Genomic DNA, 25,913 nt, shown 5'->3' on the forward strand with positions numbered 1-25,913 from the left:
GCGGCATTTCAAACAGGTAAAGAAGGCAAAGCGGTACAGGTCCGGCCAGGCCGGCAAAAGAATTCAGGCGCGCCAACGCCAGCGGGCGTGTGCCTTGATGACTTGATCCAGGAGTTTACTGATGATCAACACGGGGAAGGTCTCATTCGTACGTTCCGGCACAGTAACTTAGCTGGGCAGAGCGTGCAATATCGCCGGGGGTACTGCCTGCGAAACTATTAAAGGCTTCGCGACAGATGGCAAAAGGCCGAAAGTTTTTGGTACTGTCGTTTCGTTCACTACAACAATAAATAAACGGACTTGCTCATGATCAAACAGTCGTTGTTTGTACCGCTCGCAGGATGCTTGCTCGCGATGGCATGCGCCCAGGCGGTCGCCGCACCCAATCCTTATACAAACTACATTGTCTTCGGGGACAGCCTCAACGACGCCGGGACCTTTGCCGACACGGGCGGGCCTGCCTCGGCGACACAACGCTTCACCAACCGTACGGGGCCGGTGTATCTGGATGGCAGCGGCGAAGTCCGCTCGCTCAACTCCACGCAGATACTGGGTGGAAAACTGGGGTTCTCGGCGGACCAGACCGCGTCGTCATCTTCGGCGGTGCGCGCCAGCAACGGCCAGCCCGATGGCAACAACTGGGCCGTCGGCGGCTACCGCACGGATCAGATTCTGGATTCGATCACCAGCACATCCGCCACCGGCGATCGCACCCGAGCCGGATACCTGCCGTCGAACAACTTCCGCGCCGACCCGAATGCGCTGTATTACCTGTCGGGTGGCGGTAACGACTTCCTGCAAGGTCGCGTCACCAGCCTGCCCCAGGCCAGCGCCGCCGCTGACAGACTGGCCGACAGCGTGCAGGCGCTGCAAACCGCCGGCGCCAAATACGTCATGGTCTGGCTGCTGCCCGATATCGGCTTTACCCCGGCGTTCAACGGCACCCCGCTGCAAGCGTTCACGTCCCAGCTCAGCACCCAGTTCAACACTGAACTGGTAAGCCGACTGCAAAACATCAATGCCTCTGTCATCCCGCTCAACATTCCGGTACTGCTCAAAGAGACGTTCGCCAACCCGGCACAGTTTGGCCTGGCCACCGACCAAAACCTCATCACCACCTGCTTCAGCGGCAACGGCTGCACCGAGAATGCCCGATTCGGTATCAACAGCGCCACGCCGGACCCGACCAAACTGATCTTCAACGACTCTGTGCACCCCACCGAAGCCGGGCAACGCCTGATTGCCGATTACGCGTATTCCCTGCTGGCAGCGCCGTGGGAGCTGACCTTGTTGCCTGAAATGGCCCAGGGCACCGTGCGCGCGCATCAGGATGAATTGCGCAATCAGTGGCTGGCCGATTGGGAAAACTGGCAAGGCGTCGGCCAATGGCGAGCCATTGTTGCCGGCGGCGGACAGCATCCGGACTTTGACGGTCAGGACAGCGCGGTCAGTGCCGACGGCAACGGAGCCAACCTGAACATCGGTGGCAGCTACCGTCTCGATGATGCCTGGCGCGTCGGCCTGGCGGCCGGTTTCTATAACCAGAAACTTGAAGCCGGCAACAACGATTCCGACTACAAGCTCAACACTTACCTGGGCACGGTGTTCGCCCAATACCAGCAAAACCGTGTGTGGGCCGACGCGGCGTTGACGGCCGGGCATCTGGATTACGACAGCCTCAAGCGTAAATTCCAGTTGGGCGTCAATGAGCGCGGCGAAAAAGGCGATACCAGCGGCTACGTCGAAGCCTTCAGCGCTCGCCTGGGTTACGACATTGCGCAACAAGCCAGCAGCCCCTGGCACCTGTCGCCGTTTGTCAGCGCCGATTTCGCCAAGGTGCAAGTCGACGGTTACTCGGAAGACGGCAACGACTCTACGGCGCTGACTTTCGCCGATCAGGACCGTATTTCCCGCCGCCTCGGCGCTGGCCTGCAGGGCAAATACCAGTTCACCCCGCAAACCCAGGTCTTCGGCGAAGTGGCCGTTGAGCGCGAGTACAACGATGACACCCAGAACGTGGGCATCAACCTCAACAGCCTGCCGAACAATCAGTTCACGCTGCAAGGCTACACCCCGCAATCCCACCTGAGCCGCCTGAACCTGGGGGTGAGCCACAACCTCACCCGGGACCTGGCACTGCGTGCCAGCTACAACATTCGCAAGGACGACGACTTCACCCAACAAGGCATCAATGTAGGTGTTGCGCTGGACTTCTGATGTGCAGGCAATAAAAAACGCGGCGCCCTCACAGGCGCCGCGTTTTTTTTATGGTGGTGAGGTCATTGTGGGAGCGAGCTTGCTCGCGATGAGGGCTTCACAGTCAACATTGATGTTGCCTGACCCACCGCTATCGCGAGCAAGCTCGCTCCCACAGGTTTTGTGGTCAACTCAGCTTTCCGGGGTTTGTTCGGCCAGGGCAACGGCACGGAACATTGCGCGGCGCTTGTTCAGGGTTTCTTCCCATTCCAGCGCCGGCACCGAGTCGGCGACGATGCCGCCACCGGCCTGCACATGCAGTTCGCCGTTCTTGATCACCGCCGTGCGGATCGCAATGGCGGTGTCCATGTTGCCGTTCCAGGCGAAGTAACCGACCGCACCGCCGTAGACGCCACGCTTGACCGGCTCCAGCTCGTCGATGATTTCCATCGCGCGAATCTTCGGCGCACCGGACAAAGTGCCTGCCGGCAGAATCGCTCGCAGTGCGTCCATTGCCGTCAGCCCGGCTTTCAGTTGCCCGGTGACGTTCGACACGATGTGCATCACGTTGGAGTAACGCTCGATCACCATTTTCTCGGTGAGTTTCACCGAACCGATTTCCGATACACGACCGGTGTCGTTACGACCGAGATCGATCAGCATCAGGTGCTCGGCAATTTCCTTGTCATCCGACAGCAGATCTTTTTCCAGTGCCAGATCAGCCTCTTCGTTGGCACCCCGCGGACGGGTGCCGGCAATCGGGCGCACGGTGATCAGGTTGTCTTCGACCCGCACCAACACTTCTGGCGAACTGCCGACGACGTGGAAGTCGCCGAAGTTGAAGAAGTACATGTAAGGCGTCGGGTTGAAGCAGCGCAGCGCGCGGTACAGATCGATCGGCGCCGCCTTGAAGTCAATGGACATACGCTGGGATGGCACGACCTGCATGCAGTCACCGGCCAGGATGTATTCCTTGATAGTGTCGACAGCTCTTTCGTAATCGTCCTGGGTGAAGCTGGAGCGAAACACCGGGTCAGCCGCTTGCTGCTGGCTGAAGTCCAGGCCACGGCGCGGGGTGATCGGCTGGCGCAGTTTTTCCAGGAGCTCTTCCAGGCGAGCGCGACCTTGCTCGAAGGCATCTTCCTGAGCCGGGTCGGCCAGTACGATGGCGTGCATCTTGCCGGCGAGGTTGTCGAACACCACAACGGCGTCGGAGACCATCAGCAGAATGTCCGGCACGCCCAGCGGATCCGGGTTCGGGCACTTGCCCAGGCGCTTTTCCACGTAACGCACGCAGTCGTAACCGAAGTAGCCCACCAGGCCGCCGTTGAAACGCGGCAGACCGGCAATGGTCGGCACGTTGTAGCGAGCCTTGAAGGCTTCGACGAAGGCCAGCGGGTCTTCCACGTCGTGGCTTTCGGTCTCGACACCATCGACGGTCACGCTGACGTGGTGATCGTGAACCCGCAGCACGGTGCGGCACGGCAGGCCGATGATCGAGTAACGCCCCCACTTCTCGCCGCCCTGTACAGATTCCAGCAAGTAGGAGTTGGGCTCGTCGGCCAGTTTCAGGTAGATCGACAGCGGCGTGTCGAAGTCGGCCAGGGTTTCGCAGGCAAGCGGGATGCGGTTGTAGCCGGCAGCGGCCAAACGCAGGAATTCTTCGCGGATCATGAGGTGCCTCGTGGCTTGAGGGTCGAACAGTCAGGTATGCAAACGCGCCGGAAACCGGCCAGGATCAAGTCAGGCGCGCCAACGCCAGCGGGCCAGGGCCTTGATGACTTTCATCCAGAGTTTGCGAGTGACCACCACGATGGCGTTTCCAGAAGGGGGTTTGACAGCGTCGGCCAACGTTATCTCAGCGGCCGGATCCAGGCAACCGGGAATTAGCTTGCGCAGGTCGTCGATCACCAGCGCCGGCGACTCTTCGGCAATCGGCCGGCCGTGGTTATAGCCGTAGCTCAGAGCCACGCACTTGACCCCAGCCGCTTTCGCCGCCAGCACATCGCTGCGCGAATCGCCGACGAACAACGACTGTGAAGCCGGGATGCTGGCCATTTTCATCACGAAAAACAGCGCGGCCGGGTCGGGTTTTTTCTGTGGCAGGGTATCGCCGCCGATGATCCAGCGGAAATAACGGCCGATTTTCATCTGATCCAGCAACGGCGCAACGAAACGCTCCGGCTTGTTGGTGATCAGCGCCATCTCGACACCCTGCTTTTGCAGCCATTTGAGGGTGTCGCGCACGCCGGGGTAAACCACGGTCAACTCATGGCTCTCGCCATAAGCCTGCATGAAATACTCCAGCGCCTGTTCAGCCTCGGTGTTATCGACCGCCGAATGATCAATACCACCGGCCAGCGCACGACGCACCAGCACTGGCGCGCCATTGCCGACCCATTCGCGCACCGCTTCCAGACCGGCGGGCTGACGACCGAGCTTGAGCAGCATCTTGTCCACAGCCACTGCCAGGTCCGGCACCGAGTCGATCAATGTACCGTCCAGATCGAACATCACCAGCCGCGGCAGTTGCCCCGGGAACAGCTGCTCAAAGCCACTCATGGGCGAGCCAGCGCCAGTTCGGAACGCATCTTTTCGATGACTTCCTGATAGTTCGGCGCATTGAAGATGGCCGAGCCGGCGACGAAGGTGTCGGCACCGGCCGCTGCGATTTCGCGAATGTTGTTCACGTTCACGCCGCCGTCGATTTCCAGGCGAATGTCACAGCCCGAAGCATCGATCAACGCCCGTGCTTCACGCAGTTTGTCGAGGGTGCTGGGGATGAACTTCTGCCCGCCGAAGCCCGGGTTGACGCTCATCAGCAGGATCATGTCGACCTTGTCCATCACGTGCTTGAGCACGTCCAGCGGGGTCGCCGGGTTGAACACCAGGCCCGACTTGCAGCCGCCTTCGCGGATCAGTTGCAGGGAGCGGTCGACGTGCCGGGTGGCTTCCGGGTGGAAGGTGATGTACGTCGCGCCGGCTTCGATGAAGTCGCCCACGATGCGGTCCACCGGGCTGACCATCAGGTGCGCGTCGATCGGCGCGGTCACGCCGTACTTGCGCAGCGCCGAACAGACCATCGGGCCGATGGTCAGGTTCGGTACATAGTGGTTGTCCATGACATCGAAGTGCACGAAGTCGGCGCCGGCGGCCAGGACGTTGTCCACTTCCTCACCCAGGCGGGCGAAGTCGGCGGAGAGAATCGACGGAGCAATTACGAAGGGCTGCATGACGCACCTTTTCTGAGCAGAATCACGATGGCGCGCATTGTATACCTCATGCTTTGACGCGCGCACCGTGAGTGCGATGATTGGAACCTGCCATCATCCATCAACGGCAAAGGCTCTAGTACGCCGCGCGATAGATCTTTTCGATATCGACGGCACTCAATTTGCGCGGATTATTGCGCATCAGGCGCTCAATCCCCGCCGCTTCCGCGGCCATTGACGGGATGGCGTCCTCGGGTACACCGAAACTGTGCAGGCCCAGGGGAATCTCCACGGCGGCACACAGTTCGGTCATGGCTTGCACGGCTTTGTCGGCCGCTTCATTGGCACTCAAATGCGCGATCTTCACGCCCATGGCCTCGGCTATATCCTGCATGCGTTCGACGCAGGCCATCTTGTTCCAGGTCATGACATGGGACAGTAGCAAGGCATTACTGACGCCATGGGCAATGTTGAAACGACCGCCCAGCGGATATGCCAGCGCATGCACCGCGCCAACCCCGGCATTACCGAACGCCATGCCGGCCATCAGGCTGGCGGTGGCCATGTCTTCCCGGGCTTGCAGGTTCGACGGATTGGCGTAGGCCTTGGGCAAAGCCTTGGCGATCAACTTGATGGCGCCGATGGCCAGGGAATCGGTAATCGGCGAGGCATTGACCGACAGATAGGACTCGATGGCATGCACCAGCGCATCGACACCGCTGGCCGCCGTAACACTGCGCGGACAGGTCAGGGTCATTTGCGGGCTGACCAGCGCCACGTCCGGCAGCAGGTAGTCGCTGACAATGCCCTTCTTCAGTTGCGCTAACTTGTCGGAAAGGATGGCGACATTGGTCACCTCCGAGCCGGTACCCGCCGTGGTCGGGATGGCGATCAGCGGCGGGCCTTTACGCGGGACCTGATCGATACCGAACAGATCCTCCAGCGCGCCGTGATATCCGGCATAGGCCGCCACGCTCTTGGCAATGTCGATGGCACTGCCGCCGCCCAGACCGATCAAGCCGTCATGCCCACCGTCGCGATAGACCTGCATGCAGTCTTCGACAATGGCGATTTCCGGGTCCGGCAGTACCCGGTCGAAAATCTCGTAGCTGCGTTCGCCCAGCTGCGCCAGTGCCAGTTCCACCGTGCCGGATTTGACCAGGGCGGCATCGGTAACAATCAGCGGGTTATCGATGTCCAGGCGTGCCAGTTCGGCGGCCAGTTGCTCGATGGCACCTGCGCCGGTGATCAATTTGTGAGCGATTTTGAAAGAGGAAATACTCATGTGCGCAGCCTCTTATAGATAGGGGAGCTGGGCACAAGAGTAGCTGGGGATTGGGGTTTGTCTGCCATTCAGGTCGTGAATGAACCGCGCGCCTGAAAACCACACAAAACACTTGTAGGAGCGAGCCTGCTCGCGATGGTCGCCAACGATAACGCGGGCCTTCTGATTGCCCGCGTCGCTCTCAGGTTCATCGCGAGCAAGCTCGCCCCTACAGTTACAGCGGATCGGTGTGTGGCTTCAGACCTGCGCAGTACGCAGCTTCTCGCTACGCCCACGCAGCCATTCCAGGGTCAGCAGCAGGATCACCGAGAAGGCAATCAGCAGCGTCGCGGCGGCGGCGATGGTCGGGCTGAGGTTTTCGCGGATGCCGCTGAACATCTGCCGTGGCAGGGTCGCTTGCTCGGGACCTGCGAGGAACAGCGTCACCACCACCTCATCGAACGAAGTCGCGAAGGCAAACAACGCTCCCGAGATCACGCCCGGTGCGATCAGCGGCAAGGTCACCCGGCGGAACGTGGTCAGCGGCGAAGCGCCCAGGCTCGCAGCGGCCCGTACCAGGTTGTGGTTGAACCCCTGCAAGGTCGCCGACACGGTGATGATCACGAACGGCACACCCAGCACGGCGTGCACCACGATCAGCGAGGTATAGCTGTTGCCGAATCCCAGTGGAGCGAAGGTCAGGTAACTGGCCACACCGATGATCACCACCGGCACCACCATCGGCGAAATCACCAGCGCCATCACCAGCGCCTTGCCCGGGAAGTCGCCCCGAGTCAGGCCGATCGCCGCCAGCGTACCGAAGATCATCGCCAACACGGTCGCTGCCGGGGCCACGATCATGCTGTTCTTCAACGAACGCATCCATTCCGCCGAGGCAAAGAAATCCTGGTACCAGTGCAGCGAGAAGCCTTGCAGCGGATAAACCAGAAAACTCCCGGAGTTGAACGACAGCGGAATGATCACCAGCACCGGCAGAATCAGGAACAACAGAATCAAGCCGCAGAGAATCCGCAAGCCGTAGAACCACACCCGTTCGATGGGCGACATATAAGGACTCAGCATTTCGTTCTCCCCTTAGCTCAGGCGCAGGCGACTGGCGCCCACCAGCCAGCTGTAAATCAGATAAAGCACCACGGTCGCCAACAGCAGCAACCCACCGAGTGCTGTCGCCATGCCCCAGTTGATGCTGGTGTTGGTGTAGAAGGCGACGAAGTAGCTGACCATCTGATCGTTCGGGCTGCCCAGCAATGCCGGGGTGATGTAGTAGCCGATGGCGAGGATGAATACCAACAGGCAACCGGCGCCGACACCGGCATAGGTCTGCGGGAAGTACACCCGCCAGAAGCTGGCGAACGGGTGGCAGCCGAGGGAAATCGCGGCGCGCATGTAGGTTGGCGAGATGCCTTTCATCACGCTGTAGATCGGCAGGATCATGAACGGCAGCAGGATGTGCACCATCGAGATGTAGACACCGACGCGGTTGAACACCAACTCGATCGGCTTATCGATGATGCCCATCGCCATCAGGCCGCTGTTGATCAGGCCGCCCGATTGCAGCAACACGATCCACGCCGCGACCCGCACCAGGATCGAGGTCCAGAACGGCAACAGCACCAGAATCATCAGCAGGTTGCTCTGGCGCGACGGCAGGTTGGCCAACAGGTAAGCCAGGGGATACGCCAGCACCAGGCAGATCACCGTGATGATCAGGCCCATCCAGAAGGTGCGGGCGAAGATGTCGAGGTAGATCGCCTGATCCGGGGTGGCCGGGGCGATTTCGCCGAGGTCGTCGATGCGATGATCGACAGCGGCCAGCAGGTAATACGGGGTGATGCTGCTGGTGTTGCGGCGCACCGCTTGCCAGTAGGCCGGGTCGCCCCAACGCTCATCGAGACCTTCCAGCGCTTCTTTATAAGAAGCCGGTTCAGTGGCGAGCGGCAAGGCGCGGGCGGTTTTGGTCAGCAGGCTGCGATAACCTGCCAGCTCCATGTTCAAGCGCTTGGACAGATCACCCAGGGTCTGATTCTTGCGAGCGTCGGCGAGGTCTTCGGCCGCCGCTTTGTAAACCGGTTCAGCGGGCAGGCCGCGGCCGTCCCAGCTGGCGATGGCCGTCACGGTGCGCGGCATGCCGCCGACCACTTCCGGGTTGCCAACGCTTTTGTAGAGCAGCGCCACGATCGGCACCAGAAACACCAGCAACAGAAACAGCACCAGCGGCGCAATCAACGCCTGGGCCTTCCAGCGGTTGACCCGCTCGGCGTGCTTGAGCCGCTGCTTCAAGGTGGGGTCAGTGCCCGCGTTCACGGGAACGGCGATAGCCATGGCGTACTCCGGAAATCTTTGATCATTGCAGAGGCGGGAAACCACCTCGATCGTTTAATACACACCGTTCAAATGTGGGAGCGGCGGTGCGGCGGTGCGACTTGCTCGCGAAGGCGGAGTGTCAGTCAACAATGATGTTGAATGAGCTGACGTCTTCGCGAGCAAGCTCGCTCCTACAGCGTAAGCCCGCAGAGCGGTCTTACTTGGCAGCCCAGGCGTTGAAGCGCTGTTCCAGTTGCTCGCCGTTGTCAGCCCAGAAGCTGACGTCGATCTGCACCTGGTTGGCGATGTTTTCCGGGGTGGTCGGCATGTCTTTCAGGACATCCTTGGCCAGCAGCGGTACGGCTTGGGTGTTGGCCGGGCCGTAGGCGATGTTTTCCGAGTAGGTCTTCTGCTGCTGTGGCATCACCGAGTAGGCGATGAACTTCTTCGCCGCTTCGGCACGCGCCTTGTCCAGGCCTTTCGGGATGGCCCATGCGTCGAAATCGTAGATGCCGCCGTTCCACACCACTTTCAGGTTGCTTTCTTTCTGCACGGCAGCGATCCGGCCGTTATAGGCCGAGCTCATGACCACGTCACCGGAAGCGAGGTATTGCGGCGGTTGTGCGCCGGCTTCCCACCACTGGATGTTCGGCTTGAGCTCATCGAGTTTCTTGAATGCGCGGTCCTGACCGTCCTTGCCGGCCAGCACTTTGTAGACGTCTTTCGGCGCAACGCCGTCGGCCATCAGTGCGAATTCCAGGGTGTACTTGGCGCCTTTACGCAGGCCACGCTTGCCCGGGAACTGCTTGGTGTCCCAGAAATCCACCCAACTGGTCGGTGCTGTCTTCAGCTTGTCGGCGTTGTAGGCCAGTACGGTCGACCACACGAAGAAACCCACGCCGCAAGGCTGGATCGCGCCTTTGACGTAGTCTTCGGTCTTGCCGAACAACTTCGGATCAAGCTGCTCGAACATGTCTTCGTCGCAACCACGGGACAGTTCCGGCGATTCAACCTCTACCAGATCCCAGGACACGCTCTTGGTGTCGACCATGGCCTTGACCTTGGCCATTTCGCCGTTGTACTCACCGGCCACGATCTTGCCGTTGCCTGCCGCTTCCCACGGTGCGTAGAAGGCTTTGACCTGAGCCGCCTTGTTCGCCCCGCCAAAGGACACCACGGTCAGGTCCGGGCCGGCCGCCATTGCGTGTGCCGCGCCCATCATGCCCAGTGCCAGAGCGGTGAATTTCAGGGATCTCAACATTTATTGTTCTCTCCACGTGCAGGGTTGGTGTTGGTATTGCCGGGGCGATCAATTCGCCTCTAAAAGAGGATCGAGCGCGCGAACGTGCTCGACCTGCCAGCCAAGCGGTACCACATCGCCGACAGCGAGCGAGGGATCAAGCTCGGCAATCGGCTGTTTCACGAAGAAGTCGGTCTTGCCACAGACTTCCATGCGAACCCGGACGTGGTCGCCCAGATAGATGAATTCCTCGACTCGCCCGGAGAAGCGATTGACGCATTGGTCACTGGAGCCATTGAGGCTCACACGCTCCGGACGGATGGACAGGGTCACCGGCTCGCCGGTCTTGCCGACATTCACCGCCAGCGCTTCAACTTTTTCACCACGCCCCAGTTCGACTACGCAGCGGTCGCCGGTCTGACTGTGCAGGCGGCCATTGAGGCGGTTGTTCTCGCCGATGAAATTGGCGACGAAGGTGTTTTTCGGCTCTTCGTAGAGGGTACGCGGCGGCGCGATCTGCTGGATTTCGCCCTGATGGAACACCGCCACACGGTCGGACATGGTCAAGGCTTCGCCCTGATCGTGGGTCACGTAGACCACGGTTACGCCCAGGCGCTGGTGCAGATGCTTGATCTCCATCTGCATGTGTTCACGCAGTTGTTTGTCGAGTGCGCCGAGGGGTTCGTCCATCAGCACCAGTTGCGGCTCGAACACCAGCGCGCGGGCCAATGCCACACGCTGTTGCTGACCGCCGGAAAGCTGCGCCGGGTAACGCTGGGCGAAGGTATCGAGCTGGACCATGCTCAGCACGCGCTTGACCCGGGCACTGACGTCGCTCTTGTTCATGCCGCGCACGGTCAGCGGGAACGCCAGGTTCTCGGTCACCGTCATGTGCGGGAACAATGCGTAGTTCTGGAACACCATGCCGATGTCGCGCTTGTGCGGCGGCACGTTGTTGATGGCGCGCCCGGCCAACAGGATTTCGCCCGCGGTCGGCGTTTCGAAGCCGGCGAGCATCATCAGGCTGGTGGTCTTGCCGGAGCCGGACGGCCCGAGCAAGGTGAGGAATTCGCCTTTGCGAATGTCCAGGTTGAGGTCCTTGACGATCAGGTTCTCGCCGTCGTAGCTCTTCTGCACTCCACGAAAGCTGACCAGAACATCATTGGCCCCTGCGCTTGAATCGACCTGGCTCATACCCACACCTTTGTTATTGATGACTGCTGTGGGGTTAAGCCTAGTGGACGCTGGGGACCACGCAAATCGGGGCGCAAGAGAGATTCGCCTCAGCCGGATGGAAGGCCGGGGGTAGGGATTGCCCTACAAGGATGGCGCGTTTTGGCAAACGCAGTGGCGAGCGGCCAGCTACAAGCCGCAAGTAACGGTAAAAGCGGCTCATCAGGCACGTCGTTATTGGATATGCGCACCCATAACGAGCTTATGCAGATCCCTGTGGGAGCAAGCTCGCTCCCACAGGTTCAGCGGTGTCGTTTAGAGGAGTTTGTGCTCCATCGCGTACTTCACCAGCTCCGCCAACGAGGTGATGTTAAGTTTCTGCATCAGCCGCGCCTTGTGGGTGCTGATGGTCTTGCTACTCAGCGCCAGTTGCTGGGCAATGTCGTTGACGTTGGCGCCCTGGGCCAGGCGTTCGAATACGGAAAATTCGCGCTCGGAGAGCAACGAATGCAATGGACGCGAGTCTGTCAGGCCCACCTCGAAGACCATGCGGTCGGCCAGTTCCGGGTCGATATAACGCCCGCCTGACGCCACTTTGCGAATGGCCGTCAGCAACAGTGCCGGATCGCTGTCCTTGGTTGCATAACCGGCGGCCCCGACCTTCAGCGCCCGGGCGGCCATCTGCGCTTCGTCGTGCATCGACAACACCAGGATTGCCGGCGGATTATTCAGGGCGCGAATCCGCGGAATGGCTTCCAGGCCATTGACACCCGGCATGGAGATGTCCAGCAACACCACTTCGCAGGGCACATGACGCAAGGTGTCGAGCAACTGCTCGCCGTTGCTCGCCTCCCCCACCACCAGCAAGTCCTTGGCCAGGCCAATCAGTTGCTTGATGCCTTCACGGACGATGGTGTGGTCTTCGGCTACCAGTACACGGATCACGTTTTTCTCCAGATTCAAGATCATTCGCGAGCAAGCCCGCGAAGGCGTCGATACAGTCAACATAACCTGTTCAGGCTGCATCCAGCGGAACGCGCACACTCAGGGTCGTGCCTTCACCCGGCTCACTCTCAAGGGATAACTCACCGCCCATGATCAACACCCGCTCGCGCATTCCGACAATCCCGAAGGACGTTGGCCTGCCAGGTGCAGCGACAAATCCTACGCCATCATCGCTGACCGTCAGACACAACTCGTCGCCTTCCAGCGCCAGCGTCAGTTCAACAGTATGCGCCTGGGCATGGCGCATGACATTGGTCAGCGCTTCCTGAAGGATCCGGAACAGGCCAATGGCCTTGGCGTCACTGAGCACCGGCAGATTATCCGGCACCTGCACCAGACACGGAATCTGCGTACGCGCCTCAAATCGTCGGGCCTGCCATTCGATGGCCGAGGCAATGCCGGCATCGAGAATCGGCGGGCGCAAGGCGGTCGCCACGTCGCGAACCAATTGGAAGAGTTGAGCGATCAGGCGCTTCATGCTGCCCAGGCGCTCGTTAAGGCCCGGATCGAGTTGCGCGTAAGCCAGTTCGCACATGGAGGTTTCCAACTTGAGCACCGTCAGCATCTGACCCAGTTCATCGTGAACTTCCCGGGCGATGCGCGCCTTTTCTTCTTCGCGCACGCTTTCCAGATGCGCGGACAACTCACGCAGTTGTTCCCGGGAGCTGGCCAGTTCAAGTTCGATGCGCTTGCTCTCGCTGATGTCCCAGACGATCCCGTCCCAGACATAGGCGCCGTCTTCCAGCTGACGTGTGATGGCCTTGATTTCCGCCCAGCGTTGCTCGCCTTGACGGGTGAGGATCCGCCCTTGCCACGACCAGTCGCTATCGGTATCCAGCGCATGGTCCTGTGTCTGGTGATAGCTGGCCTTGTCATCCGGATGCACCAGGCTGCGCAGGCCTTTATCGCGATGCGCCAGCGTGGCCGGCGAGTAACCCACCAGGCTTTCGCTGCCTTCGCTGATATAGGCAAAATCGATCTGACCGGTCACCGGCGCCCGCTCCAGCCGGAAAACCAGGCCCGGAACGTTGGCGGCGATGCCCTGCAGCCGCGCCTCGCTTTCCTGCAACGCGGCCAGGGCGCGGCGCCGCTCGGTGACGTCGTTGAGGTAGACCACCAGGTATTCGCCATCGCGAAAGCGCAGAAAACTCAACGAGACATCGGCCGGCAAAATGCTGCCGTCGGCGCGCACGCAGTTGGTTTCGAAGCTTTGCGGGCCCTCTTCACTGGCCCGGGCGCGCTTCCACAGGTTGAGCCAGCGGTCCATGTGCAGGCCGGGTTCGAAATCGATCAAGGGCCGATCGATGATCCCGCCAGGTGGATAGCCGAGCATGCTTTCCGCCGCGCGGTTGGCGTAGCGCACGTGGCTGTCCCAGTTGACCCAGAGGATGCCGACGGTGCTTTGATCGATGGAAAACTGGGTGAGCCGCAACGCCTCTTCGCCGGCGGCACGCAAGGCAATGTCTTCCTGCGCGGCCATCAAGCGTTGCTCCAGATTGCGCTGCTGGCGACGCTGCCAGAACACGATAGCCATGCAACTCAACGCCAGCACGGCCAGCAACAGGCAGAGGTTTTGCCAGAACCCGGGGGACTCGGTAAGCCGCGGATACTTGGCTTGCAGCCATTGATTGTGCAGTTGTTCCAGATCCTTGGCCGGGATCGCCCGCAATGCACTTTCGACGATGCCCGCCAACTCCGGCTTGTCGCGGCGCGTGGCCACCCGCAGCAGCTGCGGCAGGCCGACATCCCCGACCACCACCAACCCGGCGAACTCCGGTTCGACGGACAGGCGCCCCAATTGCGCCTCATCGACCACCGCATAAGCCGCCTGCTGGCCCGTCAGCAACTGCAATGCCTGACGCTCCATCGGGACGCCTTGCAGGTTCAGGTGCGGATAGTTGCTGTGCAGGTAATCGGCGATGGCGCTGGGCATGCGCACAGCGACGCGGGTTTGGCTGTCGAGCTTTTCCAGCTCGACCGTGCCAGCGCTTTTCTGGTCGCTGACCACCAGTTGCGGCACCCGCATGTAGGGGTCGGAAAACTGCCAGAGGCGCAACCCGCCAGGGGTTTGGGTCAGACCTGGGGCAATGTCGATTTCGCCCTCGCGGGCAGCGGCTTCCAATTGTTCAAGGTCAGGAAAGTTGCGCCAGCTCAGTTCGACGTTGAGGGTCTTTGCCAGCCACTTCATCAAGTCGACATTCACCCCGGACAGGCGCTGCAAGCGGCGATCGTATTGCGCAAAGGGCGCCTGCAACACCAGGCCGACCCGCAACTCGCTCTGCTGCGTCAGCCAGTGCTGTTGTTTCGGGGTCAACTGGGCAACATGCGCCGGGGGCTCGACCGCCGCCCAACCCATCAAGGGAAACCACAAACAGCCGATAACCCACAGGCAGCGAAAACGCATCATTGAACTCTCACACACTGACAAATACTGACCAACCCATTAGGCTGCCGGAACAACTTCTGGCCTGGAATATCCGATGCCCCCTGTCTACCGCCTGGCACTGCCAGCATTGTGCCTGTCGCTGATCCTGCCTTGCGTTTTTTCCGTCGAGGCGGCCGACCCGGCACCTGGCGCAGCAGAAAAAACTGCCGAAGAAAAACCACTCGAACGTCAGCCGCTGCCTGAGCGTAGTCAGGAGAAAGCGGCTGCACTTGAGCGAAAAGTCCCGGCTCAGGAACAGCAACAACTGCAAGCGGGCACCGACACGTTCCTGGCCTTGTGGAAACCGGCCAATACCGCCGAACCCAAAGGCGCGGTGATTATCATCCCGGGCGCCGGCGAAAGCGTTGACTGGCCGCAAGCGGTCGGTCCTTTGCGGCGCAAATTGCCGGACGCCGAATGGAGCAGCCTGAGTATCACCTTGCCGGACCTGCAAAGCGATGCCATTGCGCCACGAATCGTGGAAGCAGTGCCGACCCCCAAGGCTCCCGAAACCGGCAGTAAAGACTCGACCACCGCGGCCCCCATCGAACAGGTGGCCGGTGGCGAGGCCGATGTGGCCGACAAGGCCATCGCCGAAACCACCGAAGAACAATCCAGGGCAGATGCCGAGCGCATCTTCGCCCGGATCGACGCCGCGCTCGCCTTCACCGAACAACAAAGCGCCCGCAGCATCGTGGTGTTGGGGCATGGTACCGGCGCTTACTGGGCCGCGCGCTACCTGAGCGAGAAGCAGCCGCCGCAAGTCGAAAAGCTGGTGATGGTCGCTGCCCGGACACCGGTGACAGCGAAGCCCGAGCTGGCGGAGCTGACCCCGACCCTGAAACTGCCGACCGCCGATGTTTACTACAAAGACAAAGCGCCGGACCGCAACGCGGCACTGGAACGCCTGCAAGCCAGCAAGCGCTTGAAGTCATCGGCATTCAGCCAGGTCGCGCTCAAGGCGTTGCCGGATACCAAGGCCGAACAGGAACAACTGTTCCGGCGGGTGCGGGGCTGGTTGAATCCGCAGAACCCGGCGGACTGACAGACCGCGTCGCCCTCATCGCGGGCAAGCCACGCTCCCACAGGTTTTATGCCGATCACAAAATTGCGGACGACATAAAACCTGTGGGAGCGAGCTTGCTCCGGGCGGCGTTCCGACGATAGCGGTATCACTGGCGACGCAAATTTTCCGGGCTAACGAAAATCCCGCCGCTCCCGAATCAGCGTATAGGCGTTATGCAGTTCACGTGTTCGCTCGGTGGCCTCACGAACCTGCGTCGCCGTCGCGCCACTGCCGGCAATCTTGTCCGGATGATGGCGACTTAGCAGGCGCCGGTAAGCACGCTTGATCTGCGCCGGTTCAGTGGTGGCCGACACCCCCAGAAGCCTTAACGCATCCTGATAACTTGGCACGTTGTTGGCCAATGGCCGCTTCTGCGGCTCATAGTCGTGAGCCAGCGCCTGCACCTGATGCGGCGTCCAGCCCAACCACTTGCCCCATTGGCCGATCAATTCACGCTCACTGCTGCCGGCACGACCATCGGCCCACACCATTCGCCAACAGGCGCGCAACACACCTTCCGCCGCATGGGGCTGGGCACTCAGGCGACGCAAATAACCGCGTAGCCGGTCGCGGCCCGACTTGCCGCGATTGAACGCGGCAATCGCACGGCGCCGGGCCGGCTCGGACATTTCCAGCGCACGCATTTCCGCTCGGGCCTGCTCAATGTGCCCGGCCATCACCTGGCCGTCGCACTTGGCCAGGCGCCCCAACAGGACAAACAGCAATTCGTCGTTTCGCAGCACCGGGCGACCACCCAGTTTTTCCCGCAAGTGCCCCCAACTCTGCAAGTGCAAGCGCCGGTCAAGCGCCTGCCCCAACAATGCGCCAAGCATGGCCCCCGGAATGCTGGCTATGGCAAAACCCGCTCCGGCTCCAATCAGAGTCCCTGGCCACAGCATGTCAGCGGCTCGCTTCTATCAATGATTCAACTTCGGCCAGTCGCTCGTGAGTGCCGACGTCGACCCAGTGCCCTTTCAACTGTTCGCCAGTCACTTGACCGTCAGCCATGGCTTTGCGCAACAGCGGCGCGAGCTTGAAGGCACCCGCGGTGCAACCGTCGAACAGTTGCGGATGCAACACGGCGATGCCGCTGTAGGTCAGGGTGGCGCCCTCCGGCTGACCGTCGCGCACCAGGGTGTCGACCAGGCAGAAGTCCCCGGCCGGATGATGGGGCGGGTTGCTGGTCAGCACCAGATGCGCCAGACCGTTGATGGGTTGATGCAGCACGCTGAAGTCGTAATCGGTCCAGATATCACCATTGACCACGACAAACGCTTCATCCCCCAACAACGGCAACGCGCGGAAAATCCCGCCGCCGGTTTCCAGGGGCTCGCCCTCCGCCGAGTACCGGATGCTCACGCCATAGCGCGATCCATCGCCCAGAAAGTCTTCGATCTGCTGACCGAGCCAGGCGTGATTGATCACGATGTCGGTAAACCCGGCGGCGGCCAGCGCGCGCAGGTGATACTCGATCAGCGGCACCCCGCCAGCACGAACCAGCGGTTTGGGTGTGGTCAGGGTCAGCGGGCGCATGCGCTCGCCTTTGCCCGCGGCCAGAATCATTGCCTTCATGCTGTCACTCCGGCACGCAGACTGGCCAGCAGCACATCCAGCTCGGCCAATTCAGGACGGCGAGCGATCACGGCATCTATATAGGCAAAGAAACGCGGCACATCACCCAGATAGCGCGGTTTGCCATCGCGATGGCAGATGCGCGCGAAAATACCGATGACTTTCAGGTGACGTTGCACGCCCATCAAGTCGCTGGCACGCAGGAAGTCCTCGAACTCGGGCTGAACCGGAATACCGAGTTCGCCCGCCCGCTGCCAGTAGCTTTCGAGCCAGCCATGCACTCGCTCCTCGGGCCAGCTGAGGAAGGCGTCCTTGAACAGGCAGGTCACGTCGTAGGTCACCGGGCCATACACCGCATCCTGGAAATCCAGCACACCGGGATTGGGCTCGCTGAGCATCAGGTTGCGCGGCATGTAGTCGCGGTGCACCAGGACTTTGGGTTGTGCCAGGGCGCTGTCGATCAACAGTTCGCTGACCTGCTGCCAGAGTACCTGCTGCGCCGCATCGAGCTCGATGCCCAATTCGCGCTTCACATACCACTCGGGGAACAGCTCCAGTTCGCGACGCAGCAAAGCCACGTCATAGCTCGGCAGCGGCGCAACCATCGGCAACTGCTGGAAAGCCAGCAACGCTTGCAGGGCATCCTCGAACAAATCGTCGGCGTTTTCGCTGTCGATGACGTCCAGATAGGTCTTGTTGCCCAGGTCATTGAGCAAAAGAAAACCGCGCTCGAGGTCTTCGGCATAAACTTTCGGCACATTTATTCCGGATTTCGCCAGCAAAAAGGCGATATCCACGAAGGGTTTGCAGTTTTCCTGCGGCGGCGGCGCGTCCATCACGATGAAACTTTTGCCATCGCCTTCCCAGCGGAAATACCGCCGGAAACTTGCGTCGCTACTGGCCGCAGTCAACGTGGCCGGGGGGACGGCGCCCCAACCCTGCTCGGCAAAAAGGGTTGTCAATTGCTCATCGAGCCAAACTTTCAGGTGTTGCAAGCGTACATCTTGATCAGGCATTGCAAGGGTCTCCGACGGCGCTAGCCGTCAAGCGGGTCATGCTTTATTATCCAGCATCTTTTTCAGACCATCGAGAGGCGTGCGGCCCACACCGCGGGCAGATGGCACGCAGGAAGCCCGGACTAATAAGATGGCATTGAAATCCCCCGCGTTTCGTAAAAAATTTCCGTTGTTGGTTACCGGCAGTTTGCTGGCGCTGCAACCCCTTGCCACTTCCTACGTGGTCGCTGCGGAACAGTTTGACTGCTCAGTCTCTGCTTCGGGTTCCTGGGACTGCGCGCCAAAGACGCCGGCGGCTGCATTGCCACCGCGTCCCGTCCATGAGGGCAGCGCCGTCTCCGCCACTGGCGAAGCCCCGGCCGAGAGCGGTTCCAGCGAAGAAACCGGCGCCAAGCCGGTGCTGGTCACCGAATCCAAAGGCCGCGGCCTGAAGTCGCGTAGCGCAGACTACAGCCACCTCGACTGGGTTCCCCGCGAGCAACTCACCGCCGCTCAATTGGCCGAAACCGGTCCTTATTGCTCTGGTTCCTATGTCGAACCGATTCGTCCTGGCATGGATGACAAGACGAATAAAAGTGACGCTCCAACCTTTATCGGCGCAAAAGCCTCCCGCTATAAGCAGGATGAGCAAATCGCGACCCTGGCCGGCGACGTTGTCATGCGTCAGGGCAGCATGCAGGTCGAAGCCGACGAAGCCAACCTGTACCAGGCCGAGAGCCGTGGCGACCTGAACGGCAACGTGCGCATCCGCGACAACGGCGCCCTGATCGTCGGCGACCACGCCGACGTGCAGCTCGACACCGGTGAAGCCAAGGTCGACAACGCCGAATACGTGATGCACAAATCGCGCATCCGCGGTAATGCGTTGTACGCCAAGCGTGCCGAGAACGCGATCATCCGCCTCAAGGATGGTACGTACACCACGTGCGAACCGAACAGCAACGCCTGGCAGCTCAAGGGCAACAACATCACCCTGAACCCGGCCACCGGTTTCGGTACGGCGACCAACGTGACACTGCGGGTCAAGGACATTCCGGTCCTGTACACGCCGTACATCTATTTCCCGATCGACGACCGTCGCCAGTCCGGTTTCCTGCCGCCGAGCATCGGCACCGGCAGCGATACCGGCTTCATGCTGGTCACCCCGTACTACTTCAACCTGGCGCCGAACTACGATGCCACGTTGTACCCGCGCTACATGGAAAAGCACGGCTTGTTGATGGAAGGCGAATTCCGCTACCTGACCAAGTCCAGCGAAGGCCAGTTCGGTGCGGCGTACCTCAACGACGAGAGCAACGATCGCGACAAGCAGTCCGACGCCGAAAAACCCGCTACATGTACAACTGGCAGCACAAGGGTGGTCTCGACTCGCGAGTGTTCACACAAGTCGACTACACCAAGATCAGCGATCCGTATTACTTCCAGGATCTGCAGACCGACCAGATTGGCGTGAAAAGCAACGACTATGTGAACCAGCAGGGTTCCGTCACCTATCGCGGCGACAGCTATACCGCTCGCGTGAACGCCCAGGCTTACCAACTGGCAACCGTATCGAACATTACGCCGTACGACCGCCTGCCGCAGCTCACCCTCGACGGCATGCTGCCTTACCATCCGGAAGGACTGGACTTCACGTACAACACCGAGCTCGTACGCTTTGACCGGGATCTGCAGAACGGGACATACTTTGACGAAGACGGCGTCGGCTCTCCCCGTCTTGATAACAACGTTCAAGGTCTGGCTCGCGCCACTGGCGACCGCCTGAATCTCGCTCCGGCCATCAGCTTGCCGATGAATACCACGTACGGCTTCCTGACACCGAAACTCAAGTACCAGTACACCCAGTACCAACTGGAGCTGGACAGTACTGGCAAAGGGCAGATTGCCAATCAGACCGCAGAACAGGACAGGCTCCTGGGAACGTTCGACAGCAACCAGAACCGCGGCGTACCGATCGCCAGCATCGACAGCGGCCTGTACTTCGATCGCAATACCCAGTATTTCGGCAAGAACTACCGCCAGACCCTCGAACCGCGCCTGTTCTATCTGTACGTGCCTGAGGTCGACCAGGAAGACATCCCGGTATTCGATACCAGCGAATACACCTTCAACTATGCGTCGCTGTTCCGTGACAACCGTTTCTCCGGCTCCGACCGTGTCGGCGACGAGAACAAACTGTCCCTTGGCGTGACCAGCCGCTGGATCGAAGACAACGGTTTCGAGCGTCAACGCATCAGCGTCGGCCAGGCCTTGTACTTCAAGGACCGCGAAGTTCAATTGCCGGGTATCGATGCAAAGACCCGCCAGGATACACAGGCCAACGTTTCGCCTTACGCCCTGGAATACGAATATCGCTGGAACCGCGACTGGCGTACCACGGCCGACTACAACTGGGACCCGGACAGCCGCAGCCCTCGCTCGGGCAGCGCGATGTTCCACTACCAGCCTGAAGACAACCCGAACAAGATCGTCAACGTCGGCTATCGCTATCGCAACGACCAGATCCGTTACGACCAGAACACCGGTAAGTGGACCGTGGGCGGTGGAGACTACGGCACCCCTGGCCAGCCTGGCTACGTGAAGGATTACTACAAGATCAAACAGCACGACTTCTCGGTCATCTGGCCGATCGTGCCGCAATGGAGCGCTATCAGCCGCTGGCAGTATGACTACAACCGCAACCGTACCCTGGAAGCCTTCGGTGGTTTCGAGTACGACAGCTGCTGCTGGAAACTGCGCCTGATCAACCGTTACTTCGTTGATTACGACGAGTTCAGCCAGCAAGCACCGGAAAACGAAAAAGGCGACCATGGCGTCTTCCTCCAAATTGTTCTGAAGGGACTCGGCGGCCTCACCGGCGCCAAGGCAGAGAGCTTCCTCGACAAAGGCATTCAAGGTTATCGTGAACGTGAAGACCAAGCTTTCTGATTGTCTGCGCCCGCTGATGCTGGGCGCGCTGTTCCTGAGTACGGCGGCCAGTGCCGCCGTACAGTCCATCGATAAAGTGGTGGCCATCGTCGACAACGACGTGGTCATGCAGAGCCAACTGGACCATCGCGTTCGTGAAGTTCAGCAAACCATTGCCAAGCGTGGATCTGCCGTGCCGCCAGCCAGCGTGCTGGAGCAGCAGGTACTTGAGCGCCTGATCGTCGAAAACCTGCAATTGCAGATCGGCGATCGCTCCGGCATCCGCATTACCGATGAAGAGTTGAACCAGGCGGTCGGCACCATTGCCCAGCGCAACAACATGTCGGTCGAGCAATTCCGCGCCGCCCTGACTCGCGATGGCCTGTCTTATGACGACGCACGCGAGCAGATTCGTCGCGAAATGGTCATCAGCCGTGTACGCCAGCGTCGGGTTGCCGAGCGCATTCAGGTCTCCGAGCAGGAAGTGAAGAACTTCCTGGCTTCCGACCTGGGCAAAATGCAGCTGTCCGAAGAATTCCACCTGGCCAACATCCTGATTCCTACGCCGGAAAGTGCCAACTCCGACGCGATTCAGAATGCAGCCAAACAGGCCGATGCGGTTTACCAGCAGCTCAAGCAAGGCGCTGACTTCGGTCAATTGGCAATCGCCAAGTCCGCCAGCGAAACCGCTCTGGAAGGTGGTGACATGGGCTGGCGTAAAGCCGCTCAATTGCCACCTCCGTTCGATCGCCTGCTGAGCACCATGCCGGTGGGTGATGTCACCCAGCCAATGCGCACGCCGGGTGGCTTCATCATCCTGAAGATCCTCGGCAAGCGTGGCGGCGAAACCCAGATGCGCGATGAAGTGCATGTGCGCCACATCCTGGTCAAACCAAGCCCGATCCGCGACGAAGCGAAAACCAAGGCCCTGGCCCAGTCGCTCTACAGCCGTATCGAGGCTGGCGAAGACTTCGGCGAACTGGCGAAAAGCTACTCGGAAGACCCGGGTTCTGCCCTCAACGGCGGCGACCTGAACTGGATCGACCCGAACGCGCTGGTGCCCGAGTTCCGCGAAGTGATGGCCAGGACCCCGCAAGGTCAGCTGTCCAAGCCGTTCCAGACCCAATACGGCTGGCACGTCCTGGAAGTCCTTGGTCGTCGCGCCACCGACAGCACCTCACAGGCTCGCGAGCAGCAAGCAATGACCGTTTTGCGTAACCGCAAATACGACGAAGAGCTGCAAACCTGGCTGCGTCAGATCCGCGACGAAGCGTACGTGGAAATCAAACTCCCTGGCGCCGACCAGGCAGCGCAGTGAAACCGCAACGTTTCGCGCTGACACCCGGTGAACCAGCCGGCATAGGTCCCGACCTGTGCCTGCTGCTCGCCTCGCAAGCCCAGCCCCACCCCCTGATTGCCATTACCAACCGCGACCTGCTCATTGAGCGGGCCGCGCAACTGGGCGTGGCTGTCGATTTGCTGCCGGTCACGCCGGACAACTGGCCGGATGCACCCGCGCCAGCCAACAGCCTGTATGTCTGGGATACCCCGCTCAATGCCAAGGTCGTCGCCGGGCAACTGGACAAGGCCAACGCGGCCTTCGTTCTGGAAACCCTGACCCGGGCTGGCCAGGGCTGCCTGAGCGGGGATTTTGCCGGCATGATCACCGCGCCGGTGCACAAAGGCGTGATCAACGAATCCGGTATCGCCTTCTCCGGGCACACGGAATTCCTCGCCGACCTGACCCACACCGCGCAAGTGGTGATGATGCTGGCCACACGCGGTTTGCGCGTGGCCCTGGTGACCACTCACATGCCCCTTCGCGAGATTGCTGATGCAATCACGCCGGAGCGTCTGGAACGCGTCACGCGAATCCTGCACGCCGACCTGCAAAACAAATTCGGCATCGCCCAGCCACGCATCCTGGTCTGCGGGCTCAACCCCCATGCCGGTGAAGGCGGACACCTGGGCCATGAAGAAATCGATATCATCGAACCCACATTAGAGCGCTTGCGCGGCGAGGGCATGGACCTTCGAGGTCCCCTGCCCGCCGACACTCTGTTTACCCCCAAATATCTGGAGCACTGCGATGCGGTGCTGGCGATGTACCACGACCAGGGCCTGCCGGTGCTGAAGTACAAAGGCTTTGGCGCGGCAGTCAACGTGACCCTCGGCTTGCCGATCATCCGCACTTCGGTCGACCACGGCACTGCCCTGGATCTGGCCGGCAGCGGCAAGATTGACACCGGCAGCCTGCAAGTCGCCCTGGAAACCGCCTACCAGATGGCCGAGACCCGTTTATGACCGAGCAATACCAACACAAGGCGCGCAAACGCTTTGGCCAGAACTTCCTGCACGATGCCGGCGTTATCGACCGCATCCTGCGCTCCATTCATGCCAAGGCAGAAGACCGCCTGCTGGAAATCGGCCCGGGCCAGGGCGCACTGACCCAAGGCCTGCTCAGCAGCGGCGCCCAACTCGACGTGGTGGAACTGGATAAGGACCTGATCCCGATCCTCAACCAGCAGTTTGCCGGCAAGAGCAACTTCAACCTGCATCAGGGCGATGCACTGAAGTTCGACTTCAACAGCCTGAATGCCGCGCCTGGCAGCCTGCGAGTGGTCGGCAACCTGCCGTACAACATCTCCACGCCGCTGATTTTTCACCTCTTGCACAACTCGCACCTGATCCGCGACATGCATTTCATGCTGCAAAAGGAAGTGGTCGAGCGCCTGGCTGCCGGCCCGGGTGGTGGTGACTGGGGCCGCCTGTCGATCATGGTTCAGTACCACTGCCGGGTCGAGCACCTGTTCAATGTCGGCCCAGGCGCGTTCAACCCGCCGCCGAAAGTCGACTCGGCCATCGTGCGCCTGGTGCCTCACGCGGTACTGCCTCACCCGGCCAAGGATCATCGACTGCTGGAGCGCGTCGTACGCGAAGCGTTCAACCAGCGCCGCAAAACCCTGCGCAACACCCTCAAGCTGCTGCTGAGCAACGCCGAAATCGAAGCCGCCGGCGTCGATGGCAGCCTGCGTCCCGAGCAACTCGACCTGGCCGCCTTCGTACGCCTGGCCGACAAGCTCAGCGAGCAGGCGCCACAAAAGCCTGTCGCTGACTGACAGGCGATGAGCGCTATCGGGTAGGACGCCACTCTGGTCTACTACCCGATACTTGGCCTAGACTGAACTCCATCAGCTACGCCCCGCGTCCCGCTTCGTTTTTAAGGCCCCTTGCATGTCCGATCCTCGTTATCAGGTCGACGTCAGCGTCGTCACCCGCTATCTGGCAGAACAATCGCAACCCGAGCACGACCGCTTTGCCTTCGCCTACACCATCACCGTGCAAAACAATGGCCTGATACCGGCCAAACTGCTTTCACGGCACTGGGTCATCACCGATGGTGACGGGCATGTCGAAGAAGTGCGCGGCGCAGGCGTGGTGGGTCAGCAGCCGTTGATCGACCCCGGCAAGAGCCACACCTACAGCAGCGGCACGGTCATGACCACTAAGGTCGGCACCATGCAAGGCACCTATCAGATGCTTTCCGACGACGGCAAACATTTCGATGCCATCATCGCGCCCTTCCGCCTGGCGGTGCCCGGAGCCCTGCACTGATGGCAACGTACGCGGTCGGTGACCTGCAAGGCTGTCTGCAAGCCCTGCAATGCCTGCTCAAACAAGTGGCGTTCGACCCACAACGGGATCACCTGTGGCTGGTGGGCGACCTGGTCAACCGTGGCCCGCAATCGCTGGAAACCTTGCGCTTCCTCTATAGCATCCGCGAATCGCTGGTGTGTGTGCTCGGCAACCACGACCTGCACCTGCTGGCGGCCGGACGCAACATCGAACGCCTGAAGAAAGCCGATACCCTGCGCGAGATCATTGAAGCGCCGGACTGCGCCGAGCTGCTCGAATGGCTGCGCCAGCAAAAGCTCATGCACTACGACGAACAGCGCAACGTTGCGCTGGTCCATGCCGGCATTCCACCCCAGTGGTCGCTGCGCAAAGCCTTGAAGTGTGCCGCCGAAGTCGAGACTGCCTTGCGTGACGACAACCTGTTGCCGCCCTACCTCGATGGCATGTACGGCAACGATCCGGCGAAATGGGACAACGACCTCAAAGGCGTCACGCGCCTGCGGGTAATCACCAACTATTTCACCCGCATGCGTTTTTGCACCGCTGAAGGCAAACTCGACCTCAAGAGCAAGGAAGGCCTCGGTACTGCACCGCCTGGCTACAAGCCTTGGTTCCAGCACAAGGAACGCAAGACCAAGGATCTGAAAATCCTCTTCGGTCACTGGGCCGCACTGGAAGGCAAGTGCGACGAACCGGGTATCTCGGCCCTCGACACCGGTTGCGTCTGGGGCGGCGCCCTGACCCTGATGAATGTCGACAGCTTTGAGCGCCTGTCCTGCAAATGCGACGAACACGGTCATGCCGTGCCGCCAGTCGCCTCATCCATCCCCCAATCATCGCCAGCCAGCGCCCCGCGCTAGACTACCCATTCTGCCG

20 protein-coding genes and 1 pseudogene are annotated in these 25,913 nt (G+C 60.8%); 8 read left to right on the forward strand and 13 right to left on the reverse strand.

The window, feature by feature from the left end:
* Positions 1-306 precede the first annotated feature (306 nt).
* Positions 307-2,217, forward strand: a complete 1,911-nt coding sequence (estP, locus tag RS887_RS08835; RefSeq protein WP_322615058.1) for an esterase EstP — start codon at positions 307-309, stop codon at positions 2,215-2,217.
* A 171-nt stretch (positions 2,218-2,388) separates the two neighbouring features.
* On the opposite strand, the gene trpE is transcribed toward estP, so the two are convergent.
* From trpE to RS887_RS08885, 10 genes are all read right to left on the reverse strand, one after another.
* A complete protein-coding gene (gene trpE / locus RS887_RS08840) occupies positions 2,389-3,870 on the reverse strand; it encodes an anthranilate synthase component I (protein WP_322615059.1) in 1,482 nt (493 codons plus the stop codon).
* A 69-nt stretch (positions 3,871-3,939) separates the two neighbouring features.
* Positions 3,940-4,758, reverse strand: a complete 819-nt coding sequence (locus RS887_RS08845) for a phosphoglycolate phosphatase (protein WP_322615060.1) — start codon at positions 4,756-4,758, stop codon at positions 3,940-3,942.
* A complete protein-coding gene (rpe, locus tag RS887_RS08850; protein ID WP_322615061.1) occupies positions 4,755-5,429 on the reverse strand; it encodes a ribulose-phosphate 3-epimerase in 675 nt (224 codons plus the stop codon). Before rpe ends, RS887_RS08845 begins: the two co-directional genes overlap by 4 nt.
* A 115-nt stretch (positions 5,430-5,544) precedes the next feature.
* The gene (locus tag RS887_RS08855; protein ID WP_322615062.1) at positions 5,545-6,693 is read right to left on the reverse strand and encodes an iron-containing alcohol dehydrogenase; all 1,149 of its coding nucleotides are present in this window, start codon (positions 6,691-6,693) and stop codon (positions 5,545-5,547) included.
* A 237-nt stretch (positions 6,694-6,930) separates the two neighbouring features.
* On the reverse strand, positions 6,931-7,755 hold the full coding sequence (locus RS887_RS08860; RefSeq protein ID WP_322615063.1) for an ABC transporter permease: 825 nt from the start codon (positions 7,753-7,755) through the stop codon (positions 6,931-6,933).
* A gap of 12 nt (positions 7,756-7,767) precedes the next feature.
* On the reverse strand, positions 7,768-9,015 hold the full coding sequence (locus tag RS887_RS08865) for an ABC transporter permease (protein WP_057396328.1): 1,248 nt from the start codon (positions 9,013-9,015) through the stop codon (positions 7,768-7,770).
* A 199-nt stretch (positions 9,016-9,214) separates the two neighbouring features.
* Positions 9,215-10,258, reverse strand: a complete 1,044-nt coding sequence (locus RS887_RS08870) for an ABC transporter substrate-binding protein (RefSeq protein WP_008017426.1) — start codon at positions 10,256-10,258, stop codon at positions 9,215-9,217.
* A 48-nt stretch (positions 10,259-10,306) separates the two neighbouring features.
* Positions 10,307-11,431, reverse strand: a complete 1,125-nt coding sequence (locus RS887_RS08875; RefSeq protein ID WP_322615064.1) for an ABC transporter ATP-binding protein — start codon at positions 11,429-11,431, stop codon at positions 10,307-10,309.
* A 294-nt stretch (positions 11,432-11,725) separates the two neighbouring features.
* Positions 11,726-12,379: a response regulator transcription factor gene (locus tag RS887_RS08880; RefSeq protein WP_007993216.1), complete on the reverse strand. Its 654-nt coding sequence runs from the start codon at positions 12,377-12,379 to the stop codon at positions 11,726-11,728.
* 46 nt (positions 12,380-12,425) lie between these two features.
* Positions 12,426-14,822 carry a PAS domain S-box protein gene (locus RS887_RS08885; protein ID WP_322615065.1) on the reverse strand — a complete coding sequence of 799 codons (2,397 nt, stop codon included), beginning with the start codon at positions 14,820-14,822 and terminating at the stop codon, positions 12,426-12,428.
* Positions 14,823-14,895: 73 nt separating this feature from the next.
* Between RS887_RS08885 and RS887_RS08890 the strand changes: the two genes are divergently transcribed.
* On the forward strand, positions 14,896-15,885 hold the full coding sequence (locus RS887_RS08890) for an alpha/beta hydrolase family protein (protein ID WP_322615066.1): 990 nt from the start codon (positions 14,896-14,898) through the stop codon (positions 15,883-15,885).
* Between the two features lie 152 nt (positions 15,886-16,037).
* Here RS887_RS08890 and RS887_RS08895 read toward each other — a convergent pair whose 3' ends face one another.
* From RS887_RS08895 to RS887_RS08905, 3 genes are read right to left on the reverse strand one after another with little or no spacing between them, the layout of a single operon-like run.
* Positions 16,038-16,805 carry a TerB family tellurite resistance protein gene (locus RS887_RS08895; RefSeq protein WP_322615067.1) on the reverse strand — a complete coding sequence of 256 codons (768 nt, stop codon included), beginning with the start codon at positions 16,803-16,805 and terminating at the stop codon, positions 16,038-16,040.
* 1 nt (position 16,806) lies between these two features.
* The gene (gene murU / locus RS887_RS08900) at positions 16,807-17,478 is read right to left on the reverse strand and encodes an N-acetylmuramate alpha-1-phosphate uridylyltransferase MurU (RefSeq protein ID WP_322615068.1); all 672 of its coding nucleotides are present in this window, start codon (positions 17,476-17,478) and stop codon (positions 16,807-16,809) included.
* Complete coding sequence (locus RS887_RS08905) at positions 17,475-18,494, reverse strand: aminoglycoside phosphotransferase family protein (protein ID WP_322615069.1); 1,020 nt, start codon at positions 18,492-18,494, stop codon at positions 17,475-17,477. The genes murU and RS887_RS08905 overlap by 4 nt, the downstream gene beginning before the upstream one ends.
* A gap of 130 nt (positions 18,495-18,624) precedes the next feature.
* Here RS887_RS08905 and RS887_RS08910 point away from each other — a divergent pair.
* The 6 genes and pseudogenes from RS887_RS08910 (at position 18,625) to RS887_RS08935 (ending at position 25,897) form a co-directional block, all read left to right on the forward strand.
* A pseudogene (locus RS887_RS08910) lies at positions 18,625-21,422 on the forward strand (LPS-assembly protein LptD).
* Positions 21,403-22,719, forward strand: coding sequence for a peptidylprolyl isomerase SurA (gene surA, locus RS887_RS08915; protein ID WP_322615070.1), 1,317 nt, complete (start codon positions 21,403-21,405; stop codon positions 22,717-22,719). The pseudogene RS887_RS08910 and the gene surA overlap by 20 nt, the downstream one beginning before the upstream one ends.
* A complete protein-coding gene (pdxA, locus tag RS887_RS08920) occupies positions 22,716-23,705 on the forward strand; it encodes a 4-hydroxythreonine-4-phosphate dehydrogenase PdxA (RefSeq protein WP_322615071.1) in 990 nt (329 codons plus the stop codon). The genes surA and pdxA overlap by 4 nt, the downstream gene beginning before the upstream one ends.
* Positions 23,702-24,520 carry a 16S rRNA (adenine(1518)-N(6)/adenine(1519)-N(6))-dimethyltransferase RsmA gene (rsmA, locus tag RS887_RS08925; protein ID WP_322615072.1) on the forward strand — a complete coding sequence of 273 codons (819 nt, stop codon included), beginning with the start codon at positions 23,702-23,704 and terminating at the stop codon, positions 24,518-24,520. The genes pdxA and rsmA overlap by 4 nt, the downstream gene beginning before the upstream one ends.
* A gap of 115 nt (positions 24,521-24,635) precedes the next feature.
* Positions 24,636-25,016 (forward strand): Co2+/Mg2+ efflux protein ApaG, encoded by a 381-nt coding sequence (gene apaG / locus RS887_RS08930; RefSeq protein ID WP_322615073.1) that lies wholly within the window; start codon positions 24,636-24,638, stop codon positions 25,014-25,016.
* Complete coding sequence (locus RS887_RS08935; RefSeq protein ID WP_322615074.1) at positions 25,016-25,897, forward strand: symmetrical bis(5'-nucleosyl)-tetraphosphatase; 882 nt, start codon at positions 25,016-25,018, stop codon at positions 25,895-25,897. The genes apaG and RS887_RS08935 overlap by 1 nt, the downstream gene beginning before the upstream one ends.
* Positions 25,898-25,913: the final 16 nt, after the last annotated feature.

It is taken from the genome of Pseudomonas sp. BIC9C (genome assembly GCF_034541995.1).
GTDB classification, from domain to species: domain Bacteria; phylum Pseudomonadota; class Gammaproteobacteria; order Pseudomonadales; family Pseudomonadaceae; genus Aquipseudomonas; species Aquipseudomonas fluorescens_CC.